Source organism: Sphaerisporangium sp. NPDC005289 (assembly GCF_040607455.1).
GTDB lineage: Bacteria > Actinomycetota > Actinomycetes > Streptosporangiales > Streptosporangiaceae > Sphaerisporangium > Sphaerisporangium rhizosphaerae.
This window is the reverse complement of sequence record NZ_JBEXGS010000018.1, coordinates 116,388-135,891: the sequence shown is the minus strand read 5'-3', so window position 1 is coordinate 135,891 and position 19,504 is coordinate 116,388. Positions and strand designations below refer to the sequence as shown.

Annotated in this window: 16 protein-coding genes; 9 read left to right on the top strand and 7 right to left on the bottom strand. The window is 71.3% G+C overall.

From position 1 onward, the window contains the following. Nucleotides 1–10 precede the first annotated feature (10 nt). A complete protein-coding gene (locus ABZT47_RS28060) occupies nucleotides 11–949 on the bottom strand; it encodes an alpha/beta hydrolase (protein WP_354848294.1) in 939 nt (312 codons plus the stop codon). Between the two features lie 255 nt (nucleotides 950–1,204). Between ABZT47_RS28060 and ABZT47_RS28055 the strand changes: the two genes are divergently transcribed. The 4 genes from ABZT47_RS28055 (at nucleotide 1,205) to ABZT47_RS28040 (ending at nucleotide 7,734) form a co-directional block, all read left to right on the top strand. After that, nucleotides 1,205–2,275 carry a DMT family transporter gene (locus ABZT47_RS28055; protein WP_354848291.1) on the top strand — a complete coding sequence of 357 codons (1,071 nt, stop codon included), beginning with the start codon at nucleotides 1,205–1,207 and terminating at the stop codon, nucleotides 2,273–2,275. Between the two features lie 331 nt (nucleotides 2,276–2,606). Continuing rightward, on the top strand, nucleotides 2,607–4,136 hold the full coding sequence (locus ABZT47_RS28050) for an MDR family MFS transporter (RefSeq protein ID WP_354848288.1): 1,530 nt from the start codon (nucleotides 2,607–2,609) through the stop codon (nucleotides 4,134–4,136). A gap of 53 nt (nucleotides 4,137–4,189) precedes the next feature. Continuing rightward, nucleotides 4,190–6,445, top strand: coding sequence for an accessory Sec system translocase SecA2 (secA2, locus tag ABZT47_RS28045; RefSeq protein WP_354848285.1), 2,256 nt, complete (start codon nucleotides 4,190–4,192; stop codon nucleotides 6,443–6,445). A gap of 125 nt (nucleotides 6,446–6,570) precedes the next feature. Next, on the top strand, nucleotides 6,571–7,734 hold the full coding sequence (locus ABZT47_RS28040) for an acyl-CoA dehydrogenase family protein (RefSeq protein ID WP_354848282.1): 1,164 nt from the start codon (nucleotides 6,571–6,573) through the stop codon (nucleotides 7,732–7,734). Between the two features lie 184 nt (nucleotides 7,735–7,918). Here ABZT47_RS28040 and ABZT47_RS28035 read toward each other — a convergent pair whose 3' ends face one another. Then, nucleotides 7,919–8,368 carry an ATP-binding protein gene (locus tag ABZT47_RS28035; protein WP_354848278.1) on the bottom strand — a complete coding sequence of 150 codons (450 nt, stop codon included), beginning with the start codon at nucleotides 8,366–8,368 and terminating at the stop codon, nucleotides 7,919–7,921. A 236-nt stretch (nucleotides 8,369–8,604) separates the two neighbouring features. Here ABZT47_RS28035 and ABZT47_RS28030 point away from each other — a divergent pair, with 236 nt between their 5' ends. Next, nucleotides 8,605–9,429, top strand: coding sequence for an MOSC N-terminal beta barrel domain-containing protein (locus tag ABZT47_RS28030; protein WP_354848275.1), 825 nt, complete (start codon nucleotides 8,605–8,607; stop codon nucleotides 9,427–9,429). A gap of 202 nt (nucleotides 9,430–9,631) precedes the next feature. Here the strand turns inward: ABZT47_RS28030 and ABZT47_RS28025 are convergent, their stop codons facing one another. Continuing rightward, entirely contained in the window at nucleotides 9,632–9,958 is a 327-nt protein-coding gene (locus ABZT47_RS28025) for a DUF5302 domain-containing protein (RefSeq protein WP_354848272.1), read from the bottom strand. A gap of 205 nt (nucleotides 9,959–10,163) precedes the next feature. Beyond that, the gene (locus tag ABZT47_RS28020; RefSeq protein WP_354848269.1) at nucleotides 10,164–11,039 is read right to left on the bottom strand and encodes a DUF4253 domain-containing protein; all 876 of its coding nucleotides are present in this window, start codon (nucleotides 11,037–11,039) and stop codon (nucleotides 10,164–10,166) included. A 157-nt stretch (nucleotides 11,040–11,196) separates the two neighbouring features. Here ABZT47_RS28020 and ABZT47_RS28015 point away from each other — a divergent pair, with 157 nt between their 5' ends. Together ABZT47_RS28015 and ABZT47_RS28010 are read left to right on the top strand one after the other, a co-directional pair. Next, on the top strand, nucleotides 11,197–11,757 hold the full coding sequence (locus tag ABZT47_RS28015) for a DUF1707 domain-containing protein (RefSeq protein WP_354848267.1): 561 nt from the start codon (nucleotides 11,197–11,199) through the stop codon (nucleotides 11,755–11,757). Between the two features lie 112 nt (nucleotides 11,758–11,869). Further along, nucleotides 11,870–12,325, top strand: coding sequence for a MarR family transcriptional regulator (locus ABZT47_RS28010; RefSeq protein WP_354848264.1), 456 nt, complete (start codon nucleotides 11,870–11,872; stop codon nucleotides 12,323–12,325). Nucleotides 12,326–12,430: 105 nt separating this feature from the next. Here the strand turns inward: ABZT47_RS28010 and ABZT47_RS28005 are convergent, their stop codons facing one another. Continuing rightward, nucleotides 12,431–13,654, bottom strand: coding sequence for an RNA-guided endonuclease TnpB family protein (locus tag ABZT47_RS28005; RefSeq protein ID WP_354848395.1), 1,224 nt, complete (start codon nucleotides 13,652–13,654; stop codon nucleotides 12,431–12,433). 101 nt (nucleotides 13,655–13,755) lie between these two features. Between ABZT47_RS28005 and ABZT47_RS28000 the strand changes: the two genes are divergently transcribed. Further along, nucleotides 13,756–15,540: an MFS transporter gene (locus ABZT47_RS28000; RefSeq protein WP_354848261.1), complete on the top strand. Its 1,785-nt coding sequence runs from the start codon at nucleotides 13,756–13,758 to the stop codon at nucleotides 15,538–15,540. A 138-nt stretch (nucleotides 15,541–15,678) separates the two neighbouring features. Here the strand turns inward: ABZT47_RS28000 and ABZT47_RS27995 are convergent, their stop codons facing one another. Continuing rightward, the gene (locus ABZT47_RS27995; RefSeq protein WP_354848258.1) at nucleotides 15,679–17,007 is read right to left on the bottom strand and encodes an MFS transporter; all 1,329 of its coding nucleotides are present in this window, start codon (nucleotides 17,005–17,007) and stop codon (nucleotides 15,679–15,681) included. Nucleotides 17,008–17,296: 289 nt separating this feature from the next. Next, nucleotides 17,297–18,730 (bottom strand): WGR domain-containing protein, encoded by a 1,434-nt coding sequence (locus tag ABZT47_RS27990; RefSeq protein WP_354848255.1) that lies wholly within the window; start codon nucleotides 18,728–18,730, stop codon nucleotides 17,297–17,299. A gap of 148 nt (nucleotides 18,731–18,878) precedes the next feature. Here ABZT47_RS27990 and ABZT47_RS27985 point away from each other — a divergent pair, with 148 nt between their 5' ends. Then, nucleotides 18,879–19,448: a hemerythrin domain-containing protein gene (locus ABZT47_RS27985; protein WP_354848253.1), complete on the top strand. Its 570-nt coding sequence runs from the start codon at nucleotides 18,879–18,881 to the stop codon at nucleotides 19,446–19,448. Nucleotides 19,449–19,504 lie beyond the last annotated feature (56 nt).

Genomic DNA, 19,504 nt, shown 5'->3' with positions numbered 1-19,504 from the left:
GCGGCGCCCCTCAGGCGGCCTTCTCGCCGTTGACCAGCCAGGGCAGCAGGTCTGGAAGCGCCGCCAGAGAGCCGAAGTGTGCGGCGTCCGGCTCCACCTGTATCGTCGCCGTGCGGATGCGAGCGGCCAGCCAGCGCGAATGGCCGATCGGGGAGATCTTGTCCTTCTCTCCGTGCCAGAGGAGAGTCGGCACCCGTATGGCCGCGGGATCGAACCCCCACGGGGCGAGAAAGGCGATGGAGTCGTCGAGCCAACCGTCCTGTGAATGGCGCAACGCTTCGGCGAAATTGGCGACGAGCATCGCACGTACACCAGGGTTGGCGACCATGCGCCGGTCCGCCTCCGGAAGCTCTTGGTACAGACTGGCGATGAGGCTTCCCGGATCGGTGCGGATTCGCCGCACGGTGGGAGCGAGCCAGTCGGCGAAGCGGCTACGCCCGGCGAGAGCGAAGCGGTACTCGGTGATGTTGGACTCGGTCATTCCGCCGAACCAGTCGAGGCCGTCGGCGGCACGCGGAGCGATGCCGACCAGCACCGCGACCCGCAGAACACGATCGGGCAGCAGCGCGGCGCACGCCAGGGCGTGCGGGCCACCTCCCGACCGGCCGACCACCGAGAACCGGTCGAGGCCGAGCGCGTCGGCGATCGCAACAACGTCTTGGGCCGCGCTGGCCACCGAGCGGCCGACCAGACGGTCGGAGAGGCCGTACCCAGGGCGATCGAAGGTGATCAGCCGCACGCCCAGCCGGTAGAGGACCGAGCCGCGCGGGCATGGTCCCACCCTGCTCCCAGGGGTGCCGTGCAGCAGGAACACCGGTTCCCCGTCGGGTTTCCCCCTCTCGTCGACCGCCAGTTGCCTGCCGTCAGCCGTGTGTACGGTCCTGCCGGGTCTTCTCTTCTCCTCTACCGCGAGTCTCCTGCCATCGGCCGTGCGCACGACCTTCGTCAATGCACGCCTCCACTGGACGAGATGCCTCAACCCAACATCCACCAATTCGCCGGGTCGCGGAAGGGGAACAGGGACATTCGCCGGCACCGGCCGGGACGCTACTCTGACGCCATGCGTCGCGTTCTGATCGTTTCTCCGCCGCCCGCGGTCTAGCGGGCGGTTCTCTCTCCATTTGGCCGGGCCTGGAGGGCTCGGTGGGTGGCGGCTGCCCGCGTTCTGGGGCCTTTTTCGCTTTCACTCCTCTGGAGAGAGTTCATGACGCACGTCTCCGTACGGCGAGGCATGCTGTACGTCACCGTCGCGGCAGCCATCTGGGGCACGGGCGGCCCCGCGGCGGCCGTGTTGTACCGGGTCAGCGGGCTCGGCCCGGTGGCCGTGTCCTTCTGGCGCTTCGTCTTCGGCGCCCTGCTGCTGTTCGCCGCCGCCCGTCTGGCCAGGCTCGGCGACCGGCGGGCCGGCATCACTCACCGGCCGGCCGAAGCTCACGTCCCGCCGGCCAAGGCTCAGGTCGCGAGTGTCCAGGCGCATTCGCAGGACGCCGGGATCCGGGCTCGACGTCCACACATCGGGGGGCGGCAGCCCGCGGTCCGGGGGCAGCGGCCCGCGGTCCGGGGGCGGTGGTCTGGGTGGGCCGGGCTGGTGTTGGTGGGGGCTGGGCTGGCGGTGTCGCAGGCGGCCTATTTCGGTGCGGTCGCGGCGAGCGGCGTGGCCGTGGCCACGGCGACCACGCTGGGCGCGAGCCCGGCTCTGGTGGCCCTCGGGGCGCGGCTGCTGCTGGCGGAGCGGCTCGGCCGCAGGGGCGCGATCAGCATGGGGCTGGCCCTCGCGGGCTTGGCGCTGCTGATGGGCGGTCCCTCGGGCGGTTCGGTCACCGGGATCGGGCTGGCGCTGCTGTCGGCCGTCGCCTATGCCGGGGTGACCCTGCTTTCCCGTCATTCCGGGCGTTCTGATCACTCCCGTACGGCCGGGACGGCCATGTGGGGGTTCGCGGTGGGCGGAGTGCTGCTGCTGCCGGTGGCGGCGGCCGAGGGCCTGTTGCCGAGCGGGGGTGCGGTGGCCTCGGTGGCGCTGCTCGGCTACCTCGGGGCGATGCCGACCGCGCTGGCCTACAGCCTGTTCTTCGCCGGGCTCGCCTCGGTGCGGGCGACGACGGCCTCGGTGGTCGCGCTGCTGGAGCCGGCGGGCGCCACCGTCCTCGGCGTGCTCGTGCTCGGGGAGCGGCTGACGGCCACCTCCGCGGCGGGCGCTGCCGTCCTGCTGGCCTCGGTGGCGGTCCTCGCCACCGGCGAGCAGAGCGAAAGCCCCCGCCAGGACGGCTCCGGCTAGTCGCACCGTCCACGAACGAACGTGCATCGGGTCACCCGCCGCACGTCGGCGCCGGACTCGCCGTCTTCCTTCTCGCCGACCCGGCGCCGGAAAGGGCCCATGCAGGGCGAGGAGCGCATCGCGCCCGGCGAGGGGAAGTGGGCAGCGCGGTAGCGGCCGTGTCGCGCACGGCGGGCGGTGGGGGAACATCGGACCGGCGGATCACATGATTGGGAGGTAGATCGAGTCTGGGAGATCACGGGATGGGGGCATCCGGTGGGTGTGGGGGGTGCGAAGGTTTGACCGTGCGTAGGCTGGAAAGGCCTTGCAGCCTTACAGGAGAGGGGCGTGGATGAGCGCCGAGGCAGCCCCGCTGGGGCCCAGGCAGGTGCGCCTGGTCTTCGCGGGCCTCATGGTCGCCCTGCTCCTGGCGGCTCTGGACCAGACGATCGTGTCGACCGCCCTGCCGACGATCGTCGGCGACCTCAAGGGCCTGGAACACATCGGCTGGATCGTCACCGCCTACATCCTGGCCTCGACCATCGGCCTGCCCATCTACGGAAAGCTCGGCGACCTGATCGGCCGGAAGATCGTCTTTCAGGCCGCCATCGTGATCTTCCTGGTCGGGTCGGTGCTGTGCGGCATGGCGCGGAACATGCCGCAGCTCATCGCCTTCCGCGCCCTCCAGGGGCTCGGCGGCGGCGGTCTGATGATCGGCGTGCAGGCGATCGTGGCCGATCTGGTCTCCCCGCGCGAGCGCGGCCGGTATGTGGGCGTCATCGGCGCGGTGTGGGGCCTGTCGTCGGTCATCGGCCCGCTCATCGGCGGCTTCTTCACCGACCACGCGAGCTGGCGGTGGTGCTTCTACGTGAACCTGCCGCTCGGGCTGGTCGCGCTGGGGGTCACCGCCGTCGTGCTCCGGCTGCCCAGGCCGAAGGCGCGCCCAAGGCTGGACATTCTGGGCACGGCGCTGCTGGCGGGCGCCTCCACGTGCATCGTGCTGGTGACGAGCTGGGGCGGCACGCAGTACGCGTGGGACTCGCCGGTGATCATCGCGCTCGGGGCCGGGGTGGTGGTGCTCGCGATCGGGTTCGTGCTGGCCGAGCGGGTGGCGGCCGAGCCGATCATCCCGCTGCGCCTGTTCCGCAACGACCTGTTCTCCCTGCCCGCCGCGATCTCGGTGTTCGTGGGCGTCGGCATGTTCGCCGCGATCGCCTATCTGCCCACGTTCCTGCAGATGGTGAACGGGGCCAGCGCGACGGGGTCCGGGCTGCTGATGCTGCCGATGGTGGCGGGCATGACGATCACCTCGATCGGCTCGGGGCGGGTCATCTCGGCGACCGGGCACTACCGCGCCTTCCCGATCGCCGGCATGGCGATCCTGGCGGCGGGCCTGGCGCTGCTGTCGCGGATGACCGCCGACTCCTCGATGGTCCTCAACGGCCTCTACATGTTCGTCACCGGGTTCGGGCTCGGCATGGTGATGCAGACGCTCGTGCTGATCGTGCAGAACTCCGTCGGCCACCGCGACGTGGGCGCGGCCACCTCTGCCGTGAACTACTTCCGCCAGACGGGCGCCTCGCTCGGCACGTCGCTGGTCGGCTCGATCTTCATCCACCGCCTGTCGGACGCGCTGGCCGCAAGCGGCGCCCGGCTTCCTGCGAGCGGGGTCAACGCGATGACCCCGCAGATGGTGCACAACCTGCCGCCGTCGGTGCGCCAGGTCATCGCCCGGGCGTACGCGCAGGCGCTGCCGCCGATCTTCCTGTACGTGGTGCCGCTGATCCTGGTGGGCCTGGTCCTGGCGTTCTTCGTCAAGGAGGTCCCGCTGTCGGAGCGCCCGGCGTCGGCCAAGCAGGACGTACCGGCGCACAGCGGCTGAGGCGGCGGCCGGAGGGCGGAATCGCGGTTACAGTTGGAGGCGTTGGAGGTGACGTGGCCTCGATACCGCGATTTATCAGAAATCTCCTGGATCGTCCGGGAAGCGCAAACATCGGCCCCTTTCAGCGTCTTGCGACACAGGCGGGCGGCCACGAAGAGCGGATCAAGGCTCTGGCCGATCTTCCCCGCCCTGACCCGGACGACCTGGCCGAATACTGCGCGATCGCCCGCGAGGCCGCGCGACGCACGCTCGGCATGCGGCCGTTCGACGTCCAGTTGGTCGGCGCCCTCGCGCTGATGTCCGGGCAGGTCGCCGAGATGGCGACCGGTGAGGGCAAGACGCTCGCCGGCGCCATCGCCGCCGCCGGGTACGCCCTGCGGCGCAGGCGCGTCCATGTGATCTCGGTGAACGACTACCTGGCCCGCCGCGACGCCGAGTGGATGGGTCCGCTGTACGAGGCCCTCGGGGTGTCGGTGGGCTTCATCGAGCAGTCCTCCACGCGCGAGCAGCGCAGGGAGGCCTACGCCAAGGACGTCACCTACGCCCCGGTCAGCGAGATCGGCTTCGACGTGCTGCGCGACCGCGTCGCGACGTCGCCGGACGATCTGGTCGTCCCCGAGCCCTCCGTCGCGGTGATCGACGAGGCCGACTCGGTGCTGGTGGACGAGGCGCGCGTCCCGCTGGTGCTGGCCGGCGCGACCGACTCCGGGATGGACGCGCCCGAGACCGCAGAGCTGGTCCGCCGGCTGTCCCGCGGCTACCACTACGAGCTGGACGACCAGGAACGCAACGTGTTCCTGACCGCCAAGGGCACCGACGCCGTCGAGAAGGCCCTGGGCGGCATCAATCTGTACGAGACCCCCGACGTGCTGACCCGGGTGAACCTGGCCCTGCACGCCCATGCCCTGCTCACCCGCGACGTGGACTACCTGGTGCGCGACGGGCGCATCCACCTGGTCAGCCAGTCCCGCGGCCGGGTGGCGACGCTCCAGCGCTGGCCCGACGGCCTGCAGGCCGCCGTGGAGGCCAAGGAGGCACTGCCCGCCAGCGAGACCGGTGAGATCCTCGACTCGATCACCATCCAGGGCCTCATCCGCAGATATCCCGAAATATGCGGCATGACGGGTACGGCGGTGGCGGTCGAGGAGCAGCTCAGGGAGTTCTACGGGCTGAAGGTCGCGGTCATCCCCTCCAACAAGCCGTGCGTGCGCGTCGACGAACCCGACCGCGTCTACGGCACCGTCGCCGACAAAGAGCGCGCGCTGGCCGCGGAGATCGGCCGCGTCCACGCCACCGGGCGGCCGATCCTGGTCGGCACCCTGGACGTGTCGGAGTCCGAGCGCCTGGCCGCCGACCTGGCCGCCGACGGCCTCGACTGCGTCGTCCTCAACGCCAAGAACGACGCGCAGGAGGCCGCGATCATCGCGCGCGCCGGCGAGCGGGCGGCGATCACCGTGTCGACGCAGATGGCCGGCCGGGGCACCGACATCCGCCTCGGCGAGGGCGTCGCCGAGCTGGGCGGCCTGTACGTCATCGGCTCGGGCAGGCACGCGAGCAGCCGCCTGGACGACCAGCTGCGCGGGCGCGCCGGCCGCCAGGGCGACCCGGGCGGCTCGGTGTTCCTCGTCAGCCTCGAAGACCCCCTGATCACGCACTACGCCCCCGACGAGGCCCTGCCCAAGGCGGGGGACGACGGGGTCGTCCTGCATAAGCGGGCCGGGTACGTCGTCGGCCACGCCCAGCGGGTCGCCGAGGGCGCCCACCTGGAGATCCACCGCAACACCTGGCGCTACACCCGGCTCCTGGAGCAGCAGCGCGACCTGGTGCTGGCGCAGCGCGACAAGGTGCTGCACGGCGACTCCGCGGCCGACGCGCTCGCCAAGGCCGTCCCCGGCCGGTGGGAGGAGCTGTCCGGGAGCGTGGAGGAGCCCGTGCTGAAGGACGCGGCCCGCCAGATCCTCCTGTTCCACCTCGACCGCTGCTGGACCGAGTACCTGGGCTACATGTCCGACGTGCGGGAAGGCATCCACCTGCGGGCGCTCGGCCACAAGCTCAGGCCCCTGGAGGAGTTCCACCGCGAGGGCGTCTCCGCCTACCGCCACCTGATGGAGGAGGTCGAGAGCCGCTCGGTCGAGACGTTCCGCACGGCGACCATCACCGCGGACGGTCTGGACGCGCCCGACAGCGGCCTTCGCCGTCCCACGGCCACCTGGACCTACCTCGTCCAGGAGAACCCCTTCGGCGACGTCTTCGACCGTGCGCTCAAGCGGCTCTCGCCCAGGGCCAAGCGGCGGCAGGATCTCGACTGAGGTCATCGGCCGGGGCCGAGCGGGTCCCGGCCATCCCCTCTCCTGCGGCGGCCGGGCGGCTGTGATTGGGTGCTGGTAACAGGAGCGCCGCACCGGGCACCTCCGCGACCGATGACGGTGACCGCATGAACCCTCATGACTTTCTCGACGTCGATGGTGAGCTGTCCGACGAGGAGCGCGCGATCCGCGACGCGGTGCGCGACTACGGCAGCGCCGAGCTCCTCCCCCATGTCGCCGACTGGTTCGATGCCGGTACGATCCCCGACCCGCGCGGCCTGGCCCGGAGCATGGGCAAGCTCGGCGTGTTCGGCATGCACCTGTCCGGGTACGGCTGCGCGGGCACCAACGCGGTGAGCTACGGGCTGGCCTGCCGCGAGCTGGAGGCCGTGGACAGCGGGCTGCGCAGCTTCGTCTCGGTGCAGGGGTCGCTGGCGATGACCGCGATCCACAAGTACGGGAGCGGCGAGCAGAAGCAGGAGTGGCTGCCGCGCATGGTGACCGGCGAGGCTCTGGGCTGTTTCGGGCTGACCGAGCCCGACTCCGGCAGCGACCCCGGCTCGATGCGCACCCGCGCCCGCCGCGACGGCGACGACTGGGTGCTCGACGGGACCAAGATGTGGATCACGAACGGCTCGGTGGCCGACGTCGCGATCGTGTGGGCCAGGACCGACGAGGGCATCCGCGGCTTCCTGGTGCCGACCTCCGCCCCGGGGTTCTCGGCCAACGTGATCCACAAGAAGATCTCGCTGCGCGCCTCGATCACCTCCGAGCTGGTGCTCGACGGGGTGCGGCTGCCCAAGGAGGCGCTGCTGCCCGGCGCCGAGGGCCTGAAGGCGCCGCTGTCGTGCCTGTCGGAGGCGCGGTTCGGCATCGTCTGGGGCGTCGCGGGAGCGGCCCGCACCTGCCTGCTGGCCTCGATCGACTACTCCAAGAGCCGGGTGCAGTTCGACCGGCCGATCGGCGGCTTCCAGCTTACCCAGCGCAAGCTCGCCGACATGCTGGTGGACGTCAACCACGCCATGATGACGGCGTTGCGCATCGGCCGGCTGAAGGACGCCGGCCTCGCCCACCACGCGCACGTCAGCTTCGGCAAGCTCGCCAACGTGCGGGCGGCCCAGCGGGTGGCGGCCACCGCGCGCGGCATCCACGGCGCCAACGGCATCACCCTGGAGTATCCGGTGATGCGCCACATGGTGAACCTGGAGACCGTCGCCACCTACGAGGGCACCGAGGAGGTCCACGCGCTCACCCTCGGGCGGGCGGTCACGGGCCTGGACGCCTTCCGCTGACCCCGCGCGCCGCCACGGCCGTCCTCACGGGGAGATTGGTTCCGGTACGGCCTGCCCGAGGGCGGGCTCCTGCCCCTGAGGGCGGGCTCCGCCATCGGCGCAAGCCGTACCGGATCGCCGAAGCACGCACCGCCCGGTGATCACCGTGCCCCGGCGAGACCTCACAGACCCCCGAACCGCGAGGTCAGCTCACGGGTTCGCCACCGAGGCCCGCGACGAACCACACGATCTTGCCGCCGCCCTGGGCCTCGACGACGCCCCAGTCGTCGGCGAGCGTGCCGACGATCAGCAGACCCCGCCCGCAGGTGGCGTCCAGGTCTTCCGAGCCCATGCAGGGCAGGCCGTCGCCCGCGTCGAAGACCTCGCCGTACACCCAGTTCCCGTCACTGCCGAGCCTGAGCGAGAACGCCGTGCCGCCATGCTGGATGGCGTTGGTGACGAGCTCACTGATGATCAGCGTGCAGTCGTCGACCAGCCCTCCGGTGCCCCAGCTCCGCAGTTCCCTGCCCACCAGCGCACGTGCCGCGCGGACGCTCTCGGCTCTCGCGGACAGTATCCATTCGGCCGTCCGCAGGGGGAGGCCACTGAGCACGTCCGCTCCGGTCGTGCGATTCGCGGGGAAGGTGACGGACACCGGGAATCTCCTTAGTGGGAGCGCTCCCACACACATTACGGCAATAAGTCAGTGATGTGAATCACTCGCAACAAGATTGTTCCCCGATCTGGGGGGCACACGCGGCGGCGTTCTGTCGTGATCTGGGGGCGAATGCCGCCCAATGACGATGGAGAGGCCCATTTTTGGCATTTGGGAGGAGTGTCCATCGAGCCAGGTGGGAGCGCTCCCAAATAGTCGAAGGTTACCGTGGGTTCGTGCGCGTGACGGAGATCAACATCTATCCGGTCAAATCCCTCGGCGGGGTGACGGTGGACACGGCCGCCGTGGAGCCCTGGGGCCTCGCCAGTGACCGCCGCTGGGCGGTCACTGCCGAGGACGGCCAGGTCCACACCGCGCGAGATCTGCACGCGATGCTCGGGATGACCGCCACGCCCGCCGCCGCCGGCGCGATCACGCTGGCCGCCCCCGGGCTCGCGCCGATCGAGGTGAGCCCGCCCTCCGGCGGTCCGGGCCGGCCGGTGCGCTTCGAACGCCTGGACGTGGCGGTGGGAGCGGGCGAAGCGGCCGACCGGTGGATGTCGCGGGCGCTCGGCACGCCCGTCCGGCTGGTGTGGCTGGAGGACCCGCGGCGGCGCCCGGTCGGCCCGTCGCACGGCGGCCGGCCCGGCGACACCATGGTCCTGCAGGACGACGGACCGCTGCTGCTGACCTCCCTGGCGTCGCTGCGGTCCCTGGACGACTGGATCGCCCAGGACGCCGTCGAGCGCGGCGAGGAGCCGCCCGCGCCGCTGCCGATGCACCGGTTCCGGCCGAACGTCGTCGTCGACGGCGGTGAGCCGTTCGCCGAGGACTCCTGGACGCGCGTGCGCATCGGCGAGGTCGGCTACCGCTTCGCCGAGCACTGCGACCGCTGCGTGCTCACCACCATCGACACCCGCACGCTCACGCCGGGCAGCGAACCGGTGCGCACCCTCTCGCGGCATCGCAAGTGGGACGGGAGGGTGTTCTTCGGCGTCCGCCTGATCCCGGAAGGCCCGGGCGAAGTGCGCCTGGGCGACCAGGTGACCCCGCTGCCCTGACGTCCCGCCCCGACTGGATGACCCCGCGGCCCTAGACGTCCCGGCCCGACTGGATGACCCCGCCGCTCCGGCGGTCCCGGCCCGGCGAGGTGACCCTGCCGTCCGGGGAATCCCGGCCGACTGGATGATCCGCCGCCCCAGGAAGCCCGACCTGGCGAGGTGGCCCTGCTGTTCCAGAAGGGCCGGCCCGCGATGAGGGCGGTCAGCCGCCGCTCTTGCGGCGGAACGAACGCTTGCCCGCGGCCGGGCCGTGGGTGCCGTGGATCTTGGAGCCGTCCTTGCCGCGACCGCCGCCGCTCGAGTCGGCCTGGGTGCGGCGCTTGCGCTCGAGGGCCTCGCGGAACTTCCGCTTCAGCTCGTCGTCGGGGGTCTCAGGGCCGGGGACGTCCGCCGCGGAGGCCTCGGTACCGGCGATGTCCGGGTTGCCAGGGGTGTCTGGGGTGTCTGGGGTGTCGGCGCTCCGCGCGTCGGTCGCGGGCGTTCCGGCGGCCCGGGTCTCGGTCGCCGGCTCGGGCGCGTCGGCAGTCATGCGGACCTCCTGGTGGTTGACGGGCGATCACTCGGCCTCGCGGCGACTCGCGCGTGACGGCCCGCCGGGCCTGCGGCGCCTGCGCCCCGCCCGTCGTCCACGTCACACTTGATCCGGCGAAGCACGCGCCCATCATCTCACGGGCGGCCCGGACGATCTCTCCCGGCATGCCGCGCCGCCCGGGGTCGCTCCCCGCCGCCGGAGGTCAGTCCCACCAGAAGGACCAGGTGTGCCGGCCGCGGAGCTGCTCGGCGTAGTCCTGGAGGGTGCCGGCGCCCTGGATGATGGCGTCCGGGCAGAACGCCCAGTGCTCGGCGGCGACGTGGACGGCGTGGTGCGCGGTGGTGGGCGGCGCCGCCACACTGAGCTCCAGCGTGTTGAACCCCATGCACACCAGCCGCACGCCGAAGCGGTCCTCCCAGCTTCGCACCACGGCGGCGAGCGGGACGTTCCACTCGTTGTGGTGCAGCGCGCCCTGCCATCCCATGACGGCCAGGGCGTCGGCGCCGCGATCGACCGCTGCCAGGCCCACGGGCATGCCCTGCTCGGCCAGCGTGGCGGCGTACCAGTCGGCCACCGCGCCGGGGTCGGGCCTCGTCCCGCCAGGTTCCACGAGCTCCGTGGGTTCCGCGGGGCCCGGGCAGAGGGGGCCGAAAGGGTCGAGGATCTCGATCTGGTCCTCCGACGCCCGCTGGACCCAGTCGGCCCACACCTCTTCCATGAAGGCGCCGACGTTGTAGTTGTCGATCTCCGCGGCGGCGTCGGGGGCGATCTGCCCGACCGACCACGGCTGCACCGACTCCTCCAGCAGCACCGGCCACAGCCCCGAACGGGGGTGCTCGGCCCGCAGCCGCGCGTACAGGGAGCCGGTCGCGGGCGCCTCGCTCAGCCAGAAGGCCGGACGGCCGCGGACCGCCGAGGGGAAGCGGAGGTAGGTGGGGTCGGGCCACACGACCGACCCGGCGGGCAACTCAACCGAAAGCGTCCGCCCCTCTCCGCCGTCGCCGAACAACGGGCGCACGCCAGGGGGCAACCGCCGACGTTCACGACCGTCCATCTCCACCGTTCCGGTGCCGATCACACCAATAGGATCCCGGGCAGCCGAGATGGTAGTGCGAGGAGGTTCCACCACGCTTCCCGTCGTACCGCACAATCGCCCGTCCTGTCCCGCGCCCCCGGCCACGATCTCTACGGTACGGAGGCTCCGGCAGATCGGCATCCTTCGCTACGGTGGTGATATGACGGATGCGATCGGAAACGTACGGGCGTCGGACGCCGACCGGGAGGCCGTGTCCGAACGTCTGCGCATCGCCGCCGGCGAGGGCCGGATCACTCTGGAAGAGCTGGAAGAACGGCTCGACCGGACCTACGCGGCCAGGACCTACGCCGAGCTGGACGCGCTGATCGAGGATCTGCCGCGCATGGCGCCCTCCACCGCCGTGATGGCCGCCGCCACCGAGCCGCTGGTGCTGCGCACCGGCTCGGGCTCCATCGCCCAGGCGGGCCAGTGGACGGTCCCCCGGCACATCGTCGCCGAGTGCACCTGGGGCAACATCAAGATCGACTTCACCGCGGCGACCTGCCCGCACCCCGAGGTGCTGCTGAACGTCACCTGCGGGCCGGGCAACATCATCGTCATCGTGCCCCGGGGCTGGGCGGTCATGGTCGAGAACGTGACGACCGGCATGGGCAACGTCGTCAACAAGATCACCTCCGCGGCGGAGCCGGGTCTGCCGGTGCTCCGCGTCAGCGGCCGCGTCGGCATGGGCAACATCAAGTTCAAACACCCTCGCCGCTGAGCCCGGCGCCCTCGACGACCGGTCGCGCCCCCGGGTCAGGCCAGGGCGGCCAGGGGCTGGGGTGGCCGGATACATAATGTGTTGATATAAGTGTCTTATGGACTTTCCGGTCATGGCGGACACGCGCCGCTTTCCGGCGACCGAGGTGACGACCGCCCTGGAACGGCTCACCCGCATGGTGTTGCGGCTGACCGCTCGCGGGGAGCTCTCGCTCACCTCGGCCGCGACGCTGGCCACGCTCGAGCGTTCGGGCCCCTGCCGTCTGACGGAGCTCGCCGCGCGCGAGGGCGTCACCCAGCCGGCGATGACCCAGCTCGTCTCCCGGCTGCAGGAGTCGGGCCTCGCCGAGCGGGCCGGCGATCCGGAGGACGGACGCGTCGTCCGGGTGCACATCACCGACGCCGGGCGCGCCGCCCTGGCCGCGCGGCGCAAGGTGCGCACCGACGCGCTCGCCCGGCTGCTGACCCAGCTCTCGGAAGACGAGCGGAACGTGCTGGTCGCCGCGCTCCCCGCCATCGATAGCCTGACGCGCCTGATCCCCGACGACCGGCCCGACGCCTCCCGCTGAATGTGATCGTGGAGGTCTCCCCGGAGCGGCCTGGCCCCGATGAACTCATGGCACCGACCGGCCCCCTCCGAGCCCTCGAATTGCCCCGAGATGGAGCATTGTTGACTACTCCCCGCCCTGAAGGACGGGGATTCCGGCCCTCGCGGGCTGGAGTTCCTGCTTCACCGGCGACTGCACCCGGGAGGACCCGGAGTGTCTGACGTCACCTCCACAGGCAGACACGGCAAGACCTGCCGCCAGGATGTTCTTGGCGGCGTTGACGTCCCGGTCGTGCCGGGTGCCGCAGGACGGGCACTGCCACGTCCGGGAACTCAACGACAGCTCAGCGAGCAGATGCCCGCATGCCGAGCAGGTTTTCGAGCTGGGGAACCACCGGTCGATCACGATCAGGTGGCGGCCGTACTTGGCGGTCTTGTACTCCAGCATGCGGCGAAAAGCGCCCCAGCCGCAGTCGGAGATCGCCTTGGCCAGGCTCGGGTTGCGCACCATGCCCTTGACGTTGAGGTCTTCGATCACGATCACGTCGTGGTCACCGACCAGCCGGGCCGAGGTGCGGTGCAGGAAGTCGGCGCGGGAGGCGCGGACCTTGCGGTGCGCACGGGCGACCTTGGCCCTGGCCTTGGCCCGGTTGGCCGAGCCGGTCTTCTTGCGGGCCTGGCGCCGTTGGTAGCGGGCCAGGTTGCGTTCCCGTTTCGCCAGGTGGCGCGGGTTGGCGATCTTCTCGCCGTCGGAGGTGACGGCGAAGTGCGTCACCCCGACGTCCACGCCCACCACCCGGCCGGTCGCCGGAGCCTGCCCGGGATCCTCGACGTCGACGGCGAGGTCGACGGCGAAGGAGGCGTACCAGCGGCCGCACGGATCGCGCGAGATGGTCACCGTGGTCGGGTCGATCGTCACCGGATCGATGCCCGGCCAGGACCACACGAACGCCAGCGGGACGTCCATCTTCGCCAGCAACAGCCGCCCGTCGCGGTAGCGGAAGGCCGAGCGGGTGTATTCGGCGCTCTGGCGCCCGGTGCGGGACTTGTAGCGCGGATACCTGGCGCGTCCGGCGAAGAAGTTGGTGAACGCGACCTGCTGGTGGCGGATCGCCTGCTGCAACGGAACCGACGACACCTCATTCAGCCACGCCAGCTCCTCGGTGGCCTTCATCGCGGTCAGGTAGGCGTTGGCCTGGGTGAAGCCGGTCTTGGCGCCTTCGCCGTGGTAGCGGGCGTGCCGCCAGGCCAGGGTGCGGTTCCACACCACGCGCACGCAGCCGAACGTGCGGCTCAGCATGGCCGCCTGCTCGGGAGTGGGGTAGACCCGCACCTTGTATGCCGTACGTATGTTCGAACCCTATCAGAGTTGTTGGATTCGATACCGGCGCGACACCGTCCCCCGTTTTCTCCCGGCCCTGAAGGACCAGTTTCCACAGTCAAGGAGTTTTGATGAGTGGTCATCCCGCCGGAGCGAGCGCGAGCCCGTTCAGGCAGCCGAAAGCGGTGTTCGCCGTCGCCTTCGCCTGCGTGGTCTCGTTCATGGGCATCGGGCTGGTCGACCCGATCCTGCCCGCGATCTCCCACGAGCTGAACGCCACGCCCAGCCAGGTCACGCTGCTCTTCACGAGCTACCTGGTGGTCACGGCCGTCGCGATGCTGATCACCGGCTGGGTGTCCAGCCGCATCGGCGCCAAGTTCACGCTGATGGCGGGTCTGGTGCTCATCGTGGTGTTCAGCGCGCTGGCCGGGGCGTCGCCGAGCATCGGGACGATCGTCGGCTTCCGGGCCGGCTGGGGCATCGGCAACGCGTTGTTCATCGCCACCTCGCTCGCGGTCATCGTGGCCTCGGCCAGCGGCGGCTTCGCGGGCGCGATCATCCTGTACGAGGCCGCGCTCGGCCTCGGCATCGCGGTGGGCCCGCTGCTCGGCGGCCTGCTCGGCCACGTGAGCTGGCGCGGCCCGTTCTACGGGGTGTCGGTGCTGATGGCCGTCGCGCTGATCGCCACCGTCGTGCTGGTGGAGCGGACGCCGCGACCTCAGCGCAAGACCAGCCTGCTGGACCCGCTGCGCGCGCTGCGGCACCGCGGCCTGCTGACCATGTCGCTGACCGCGCTCTGCTACAACTGGGCGTTCTTCACCGTCCTCGGCTACGCCCCGTTCCCGATGGGACTGGACGCCATCCAGCTCGGCTTCGTCTTCACCGGCTGGGGCCTGCTCGTCGCGCTGTTCTCGGTGTTCGGCGCGCCCTGGTTGCAGAGCCGCTTCGGCATCGCCCGGACACTGTACGCCAACCTCGCCCTGTTCGCGGTGACCGTGCTCGTCATCGCGATCTGGACGACGCATCCACCGGTGCTGGTGACCGCGGTGATCGTGGCCGGGGTCTTCATCGGGATCAACAACACCGTCACCACGCAGGCCGTGATGACCGTCGCCCCCGTCGAGCGCCCGATCGCGTCGGCCGCCTACGGGTTCGTCCGCTTCATCGGCGGCGGCCTCGCGCCGTTCGCGGCGGGCAAACTGGTCGAGCTCACCAACATCCACGTGCCGTTCTTCATCGGGGCGGGGGCGCTGGTGCTCGGCATCGTGATCCTGTCCACCGCGCACGGGCATCTGGTCGAGGCCGAGCGCGTCCAGGCCGAAGGCGGCCAGGCCGCCTCCGAGCCCGCCACCTCCGAGCCCGCGGTCGCCGCGCGCACCGGAGCCGTCCTGGTCACCCTGAACGGCGACACCGAGGGCGACCGCGGCGGCGCGACGGCGAGCGGCGGCGGGGCGCCGATCGTGGCGGCGATCGACGGCTCCCCCGCGGCCGTCAAGGTGACCGAGGCCGCCGCGCGGCTGGCCGCGCTCGCCGGCAGGTCCGTCCACCTGCTGCACGCTCAGGAGGGCGCCGTCACCGGCGAGGGCGCGGCGGAGGGCGAGAGCCTGGAGGCGTCCAGGGCGACCGTGCGGCGGCACCTGGAACTGCTCGCCCGCAGCGACGTCCCCGCCGTCGGGCACGTGCTCCTGGGTGCCTGCGACCACGGCGGCGCCGGGCGGCTGGTCGCCGAGCACGCCAACCAGATCGGCGCGAGCGTCATCGTGGTCGGCGCGCCCACCCACGGCGGCATCGCCGCCCTGATGGACGCCAGCGCCGGCCGCGAGCTGGGCCGGCACGCCCGCTCCCACCTGTTCATCGTCAACCCGGCGCCCGTTCCCGCCGGGGCCGCCGAGCGACACGCGGACAGCGTCGCCTGAACCCTCGGCAGCGGTCGAGCCCGTCGGCGTTCCTGCCCTGACGTTCCTGCCCTGACGTTCCTGCCCTGACGTTCTCGCCTGACGTTCTGGGCCTGACGTTCTGGCTCTGCCGCTCAGGCGCTCGGCGTGCCGGTGGCGTCAGGCCGGCTGGGGGACGTCGCCGGCCCGCTCGGAGCGGCTGAGCGCCGCGTTCCGGGTCTCGCGCATCGTCAGGTACACCACCAGCGAGACCGCCGCGCAACCGGCGACGTACCAGTAGAAGCCGGACTCCACGCCGGCGTCCTTGAACCACAGCGCCACATACTCCGCCGTGCCGCCGAACAGGGCGTTGGCGATGGCGTAGGGCAGGGCGACGCCGAGCGCGCGCACATGGGTCGGGAACAGCTCGGCCTTCACGCAGGCGTTGATCGAGGTGTAGCCGGTCACGATGACCAGCGCGGCCAGGGAGAGCAGCAGCGCTTGGCCGACGGTCTCGGCGCCCTGGAGCGCGGTCATGATGGGCACGGTGCCCAGCATCGAGCCGACGCCGAAGCCGATCAGCAGCGGTCGGCGCCCGATGCGGTCGGACAGGGCGCCCGCGAGCGGCTGGAGCAGGCAGAAGATCGACAGGGCGATGAAGCTGACCAGCGTGGCGTCCGACTTGGACAGGCCCACGGTGTTGGACAGGTACTTGGTGAGGTAGGTGGTGTAGGTGTAGTAGGCCACGGTCCCGCCCATGGTCAGCGCCACCACCAGGGCGAACTCCCTCTTGTGCGACAGCAGCCCCTTGATCGTGCCGCGCCGCGCGGGCGCCGCGGTCTCCTCCTCCTCGAACGCCTCGGTCTCCAGCAGGCCGCGCCGGATGTAGAGCACCACGACGGCCCCCACCGCGCCCACGGCGAACGGGACGCGCCAGCCCCAGGAGTGCAGCGTCTGGTCGGTCATGGTGTGCTGGAGCGCCATCAGCAGGCCGAGGCCGATCAGCTGGCCGATGGTCATCGAGACGTACTGGAAGCTGGAGGAGAACCCGCGCCGGCGGGGGTGGGAGGCCTCGGTGAGGTAGGTGGCGCTCGCCGCGTACTCCCCGCCCACCGACAGGCCCTGCAGCAGCCGGGCGAGCAGCAGCACCGCGGCGCCGAAGTAGCCGACCTGCGCGTAGGTCGGGGCGACGGCGATCAGCAGCGCGCTCAGCGACATGAGGGTGACGGTGAGGGTGAGCGCGGCCTTGCGTCCCCTGCGGTCGGCGTACCTGCCGAGCAGCCAGCCCCCGACGGGACGCATGAAGAAGCCGACCGCGAAGATGCCGGCGGTGTTCAGCAACTGCGCCGTGGCGTCGCCCTTGGGGAAGAACGACGCCGCGAAGTAGGTGGCGAAGCTGGCATAGGCGAACCAGTCGTACCACTCGACCATGTTGCCGATGGAGCCGCCGAGCACGGCCTTCCAGGGGGTGCGGGACACGGGCACCGGGGGCTGTCCGGTCACGGTCACAGGGGGCCTCCTCGTGAGGGACGGCGACGCCTCGCCGCAGCCTCACATACCCAGCGCTCCCCCAGCCCAACAGCCGCGAAGCCCGCTTCTTACCGGAGAATCTGACTTCAGGAGAGGCTCACAGTACGAGAGAGCCGGCCTCCGCATGCCCATCTCGTCTCAGGCTCCGCGGGCGAACCCGGCCACGGCGCGGCTCACCAGCGCGCCCCACCTGGAGCCCGGCAGGGGTGAGCGGAGCCGGGCCGGGCGGCCTTGTGGAGGCGCTCGGCCCTGGGCGGCGCGGGCGTGGTCAGAGCAGGCGGCGGATGTCGCCGTAGGCGCGGTAGTAGCCGCCGCGCTCGGAGGAGCGGACGCCCTCGACCAGGTAACGCGCCCCGGCCTCGCGCACGCCCTTCGGAAACTGGACGTTCCACCCCGGGTCGTAGCCGGGGCTCAGGACGCGCACGCGCAGCCGGTCGCCCTCGCGGACGCATTCGACCATGATGCCGCCGTCGGCGTGCGAGACGGAGACGCTCTCCAGGACGGCGGAGGGTCGCACCACGGCCAGGGAGGAGGCTGCCTTGACGTCCACCGGCTCGGGGACGGTGCCGGCCTGGGCCGCCCTGATCGCCTCCTCGCTCGCGTCCACGCAGGCCAGCGTGCCGTTGGTGGTCACGATGTAGAGGCGGTCGTCCAGGAACTGCATCGAGTAGGCCGAGCCGCACCCGGTGGCGAGCTTCCACAGCCGGTTGCCGGACCGGTCGAAGCAGTAGACCGAGGAGTGGTTGTCGCCGGCGAAGACGAACCGCCCGTCGGGGGCGGCGGCGCAGGAGAACACCGCGCCGTCGCAGGTGTAGACCGCCTCGACGGCGCCGCCGCGCTTGCCCAGGCGGTACACCTTGTTGTGGCTGGTGCCGGCGTAGACCGCGCCGTGGTCCTGCCAGCCGAACAGCACCTGTCCGTCGAGGCCGGTGTGCCAGACCGGCGTGCCGTCCGCGGCGTCGTACCGCGCGACGCCGCGCGAGTGGCCGTGGTAGACGGCCTCCTGGTCGCAGCGCACCATCCACGCCGCGCTGCCCTCGCCGGTGCGGGCCCACTGGAACTCGTCCTCGTGGTCGATCGTGGTGATGCGCCCCTCCCGGTCGGAGACGCCGAGCACGCCGTCGTCGATGTCGAGCCAGTAGATGTCGACGTCCTCGGCGATCTCGTAGGCCACCCGCGGCACCTTGCCGCTCAGGTCGTACACCTTGCCGTCGTCGGCGCCGGCGTAGATCCAGAAGTCGTCGGCGACGATGCACTTGACGCCGTCGGGCAGGCGGAAGTGGCCGGTGACCGTGCCGCCGTGGGTGACGGTGTAGACGTCGCCGCTCTGGTTGCCGACCCAGCAGCGGTCCTCGTCGACGAAGATGCCGAACGCGGCGGCGCCGCTGGCGAAGCGCCACAGCACCGGGGCCTGGCTGGCGGTGGAGCGGCCGCTCACCATGGTCCTGCGGGTGACCGCGCGCCGCTGCCGCATCCCGCGCACGGCGGGCGCGTACCCCTTGCGGATCTTCTCGCCGACCTTCCTCGCCGCGGCGGCCTCGGCCTTCTCGGCGCTCGCGAACGCCGAGACCTTGGTCTGGCCCTGCTCGCCGATGCGCCCGTAGGTGATGGTCACCTGGGTGCCCAGGACCGCCACCTCGTAGAACTTGTGGGCGCTTCCGGCGTCCTCGGAGAGCTCCAGGTACGTAGTCTGCGGCGCCATGCCGGCCGTCCCTTCCTTGATCGAATGCGGGGAGCGTACGGGAGCCGTCCGACAAAAAACGCTGAATACCCAAAACCCATGTTTACCTGCGGTGATGCGGGCAAAGCCCACAAAAGGGGGAACGCGCCATCGCACGGGAGGCAGAGCCATGGCGAACGTGTTCGAGTTTCTGGAACGGGATCACCAGGACGTCAAGCGGATGCTGGTCGAGCTGGAGGACATGCCCGTCACCGGCGACGGAGACGAGCGGATGCGGCAGCGCAAGCAGCAGGTGCGCCGGCTCATCATCGAGGAGTCCAAGCACGAGGCGGTCGAGGAGGAGTACTTCTGGCCCGTCGTGCGGCACCTGGTCCCGCACGGCGACGAGCTGGCCGAGCACGCGATCAAGCAGGAACAGCGGGCCAAGTACACCCTCAACGACCTCATCGACTACGAGCCCGGCGAGTCCAGGTACGAGGACATGCTGACGGAGTTCATCGCCGAGGCGCGCGAGCACATCGCCTACGAGGAGGAGCAGGTCTGGCCGGAGCTGCGCCTGGTGATCAGCCCCGACCGAGCCATGGAGCTCGGCACCAAGATGGAGAAGGCGAAGAGGATCGCCCCGACCCGGCCGCACCCGCACACGCCGCCGAACCCGGGGCTGCTCAAGGCCGCAGGGTTGTTCGTGGGCGCCGCCGACCGCATCCGCGACATGGTCGCCGCCCGCGCGCGGCACTGAGCCGCCCCGCGCCCGGCCCCGGGACGCCGCCCGCACCGACGCCCCGGGGCGGGGCC

Bases quoted from the DNA above. Each gene is read 5' to 3' on its own strand.
- ABZT47_RS28055 (WP_354848291.1), top strand. From the start codon at position 1,205: ATGACGCACGTCTCCGTACGGCGAGGCATGCTGTACGTCACCGTCGCG.
- ABZT47_RS28050 (WP_354848288.1), top strand. From the start codon at position 2,607: ATGAGCGCCGAGGCAGCCCCGCTGGGGCCCAGGCAGGTGCGCCTGGTC.
- ABZT47_RS28040 (WP_354848282.1), top strand. From the start codon at position 6,571: ATGAACCCTCATGACTTTCTCGACGTCGATGGTGAGCTGTCCGACGAG.
- ABZT47_RS28025 (WP_354848272.1), bottom strand. From the start codon at position 9,958: ATGACTGCCGACGCGCCCGAGCCGGCGACCGAGACCCGGGCCGCCGGA.
- ABZT47_RS28015 (WP_354848267.1), top strand. From the start codon at position 11,197: ATGACGGATGCGATCGGAAACGTACGGGCGTCGGACGCCGACCGGGAG.
- ABZT47_RS28010 (WP_354848264.1), top strand. From the start codon at position 11,870: ATGGCGGACACGCGCCGCTTTCCGGCGACCGAGGTGACGACCGCCCTG.
- ABZT47_RS28000 (WP_354848261.1), top strand. From the start codon at position 13,756: ATGAGTGGTCATCCCGCCGGAGCGAGCGCGAGCCCGTTCAGGCAGCCG.
- ABZT47_RS27990 (WP_354848255.1), bottom strand. From the start codon at position 18,730: ATGGCGCCGCAGACTACGTACCTGGAGCTCTCCGAGGACGCCGGAAGC.
- ABZT47_RS27985 (WP_354848253.1), top strand. From the start codon at position 18,879: ATGGCGAACGTGTTCGAGTTTCTGGAACGGGATCACCAGGACGTCAAG.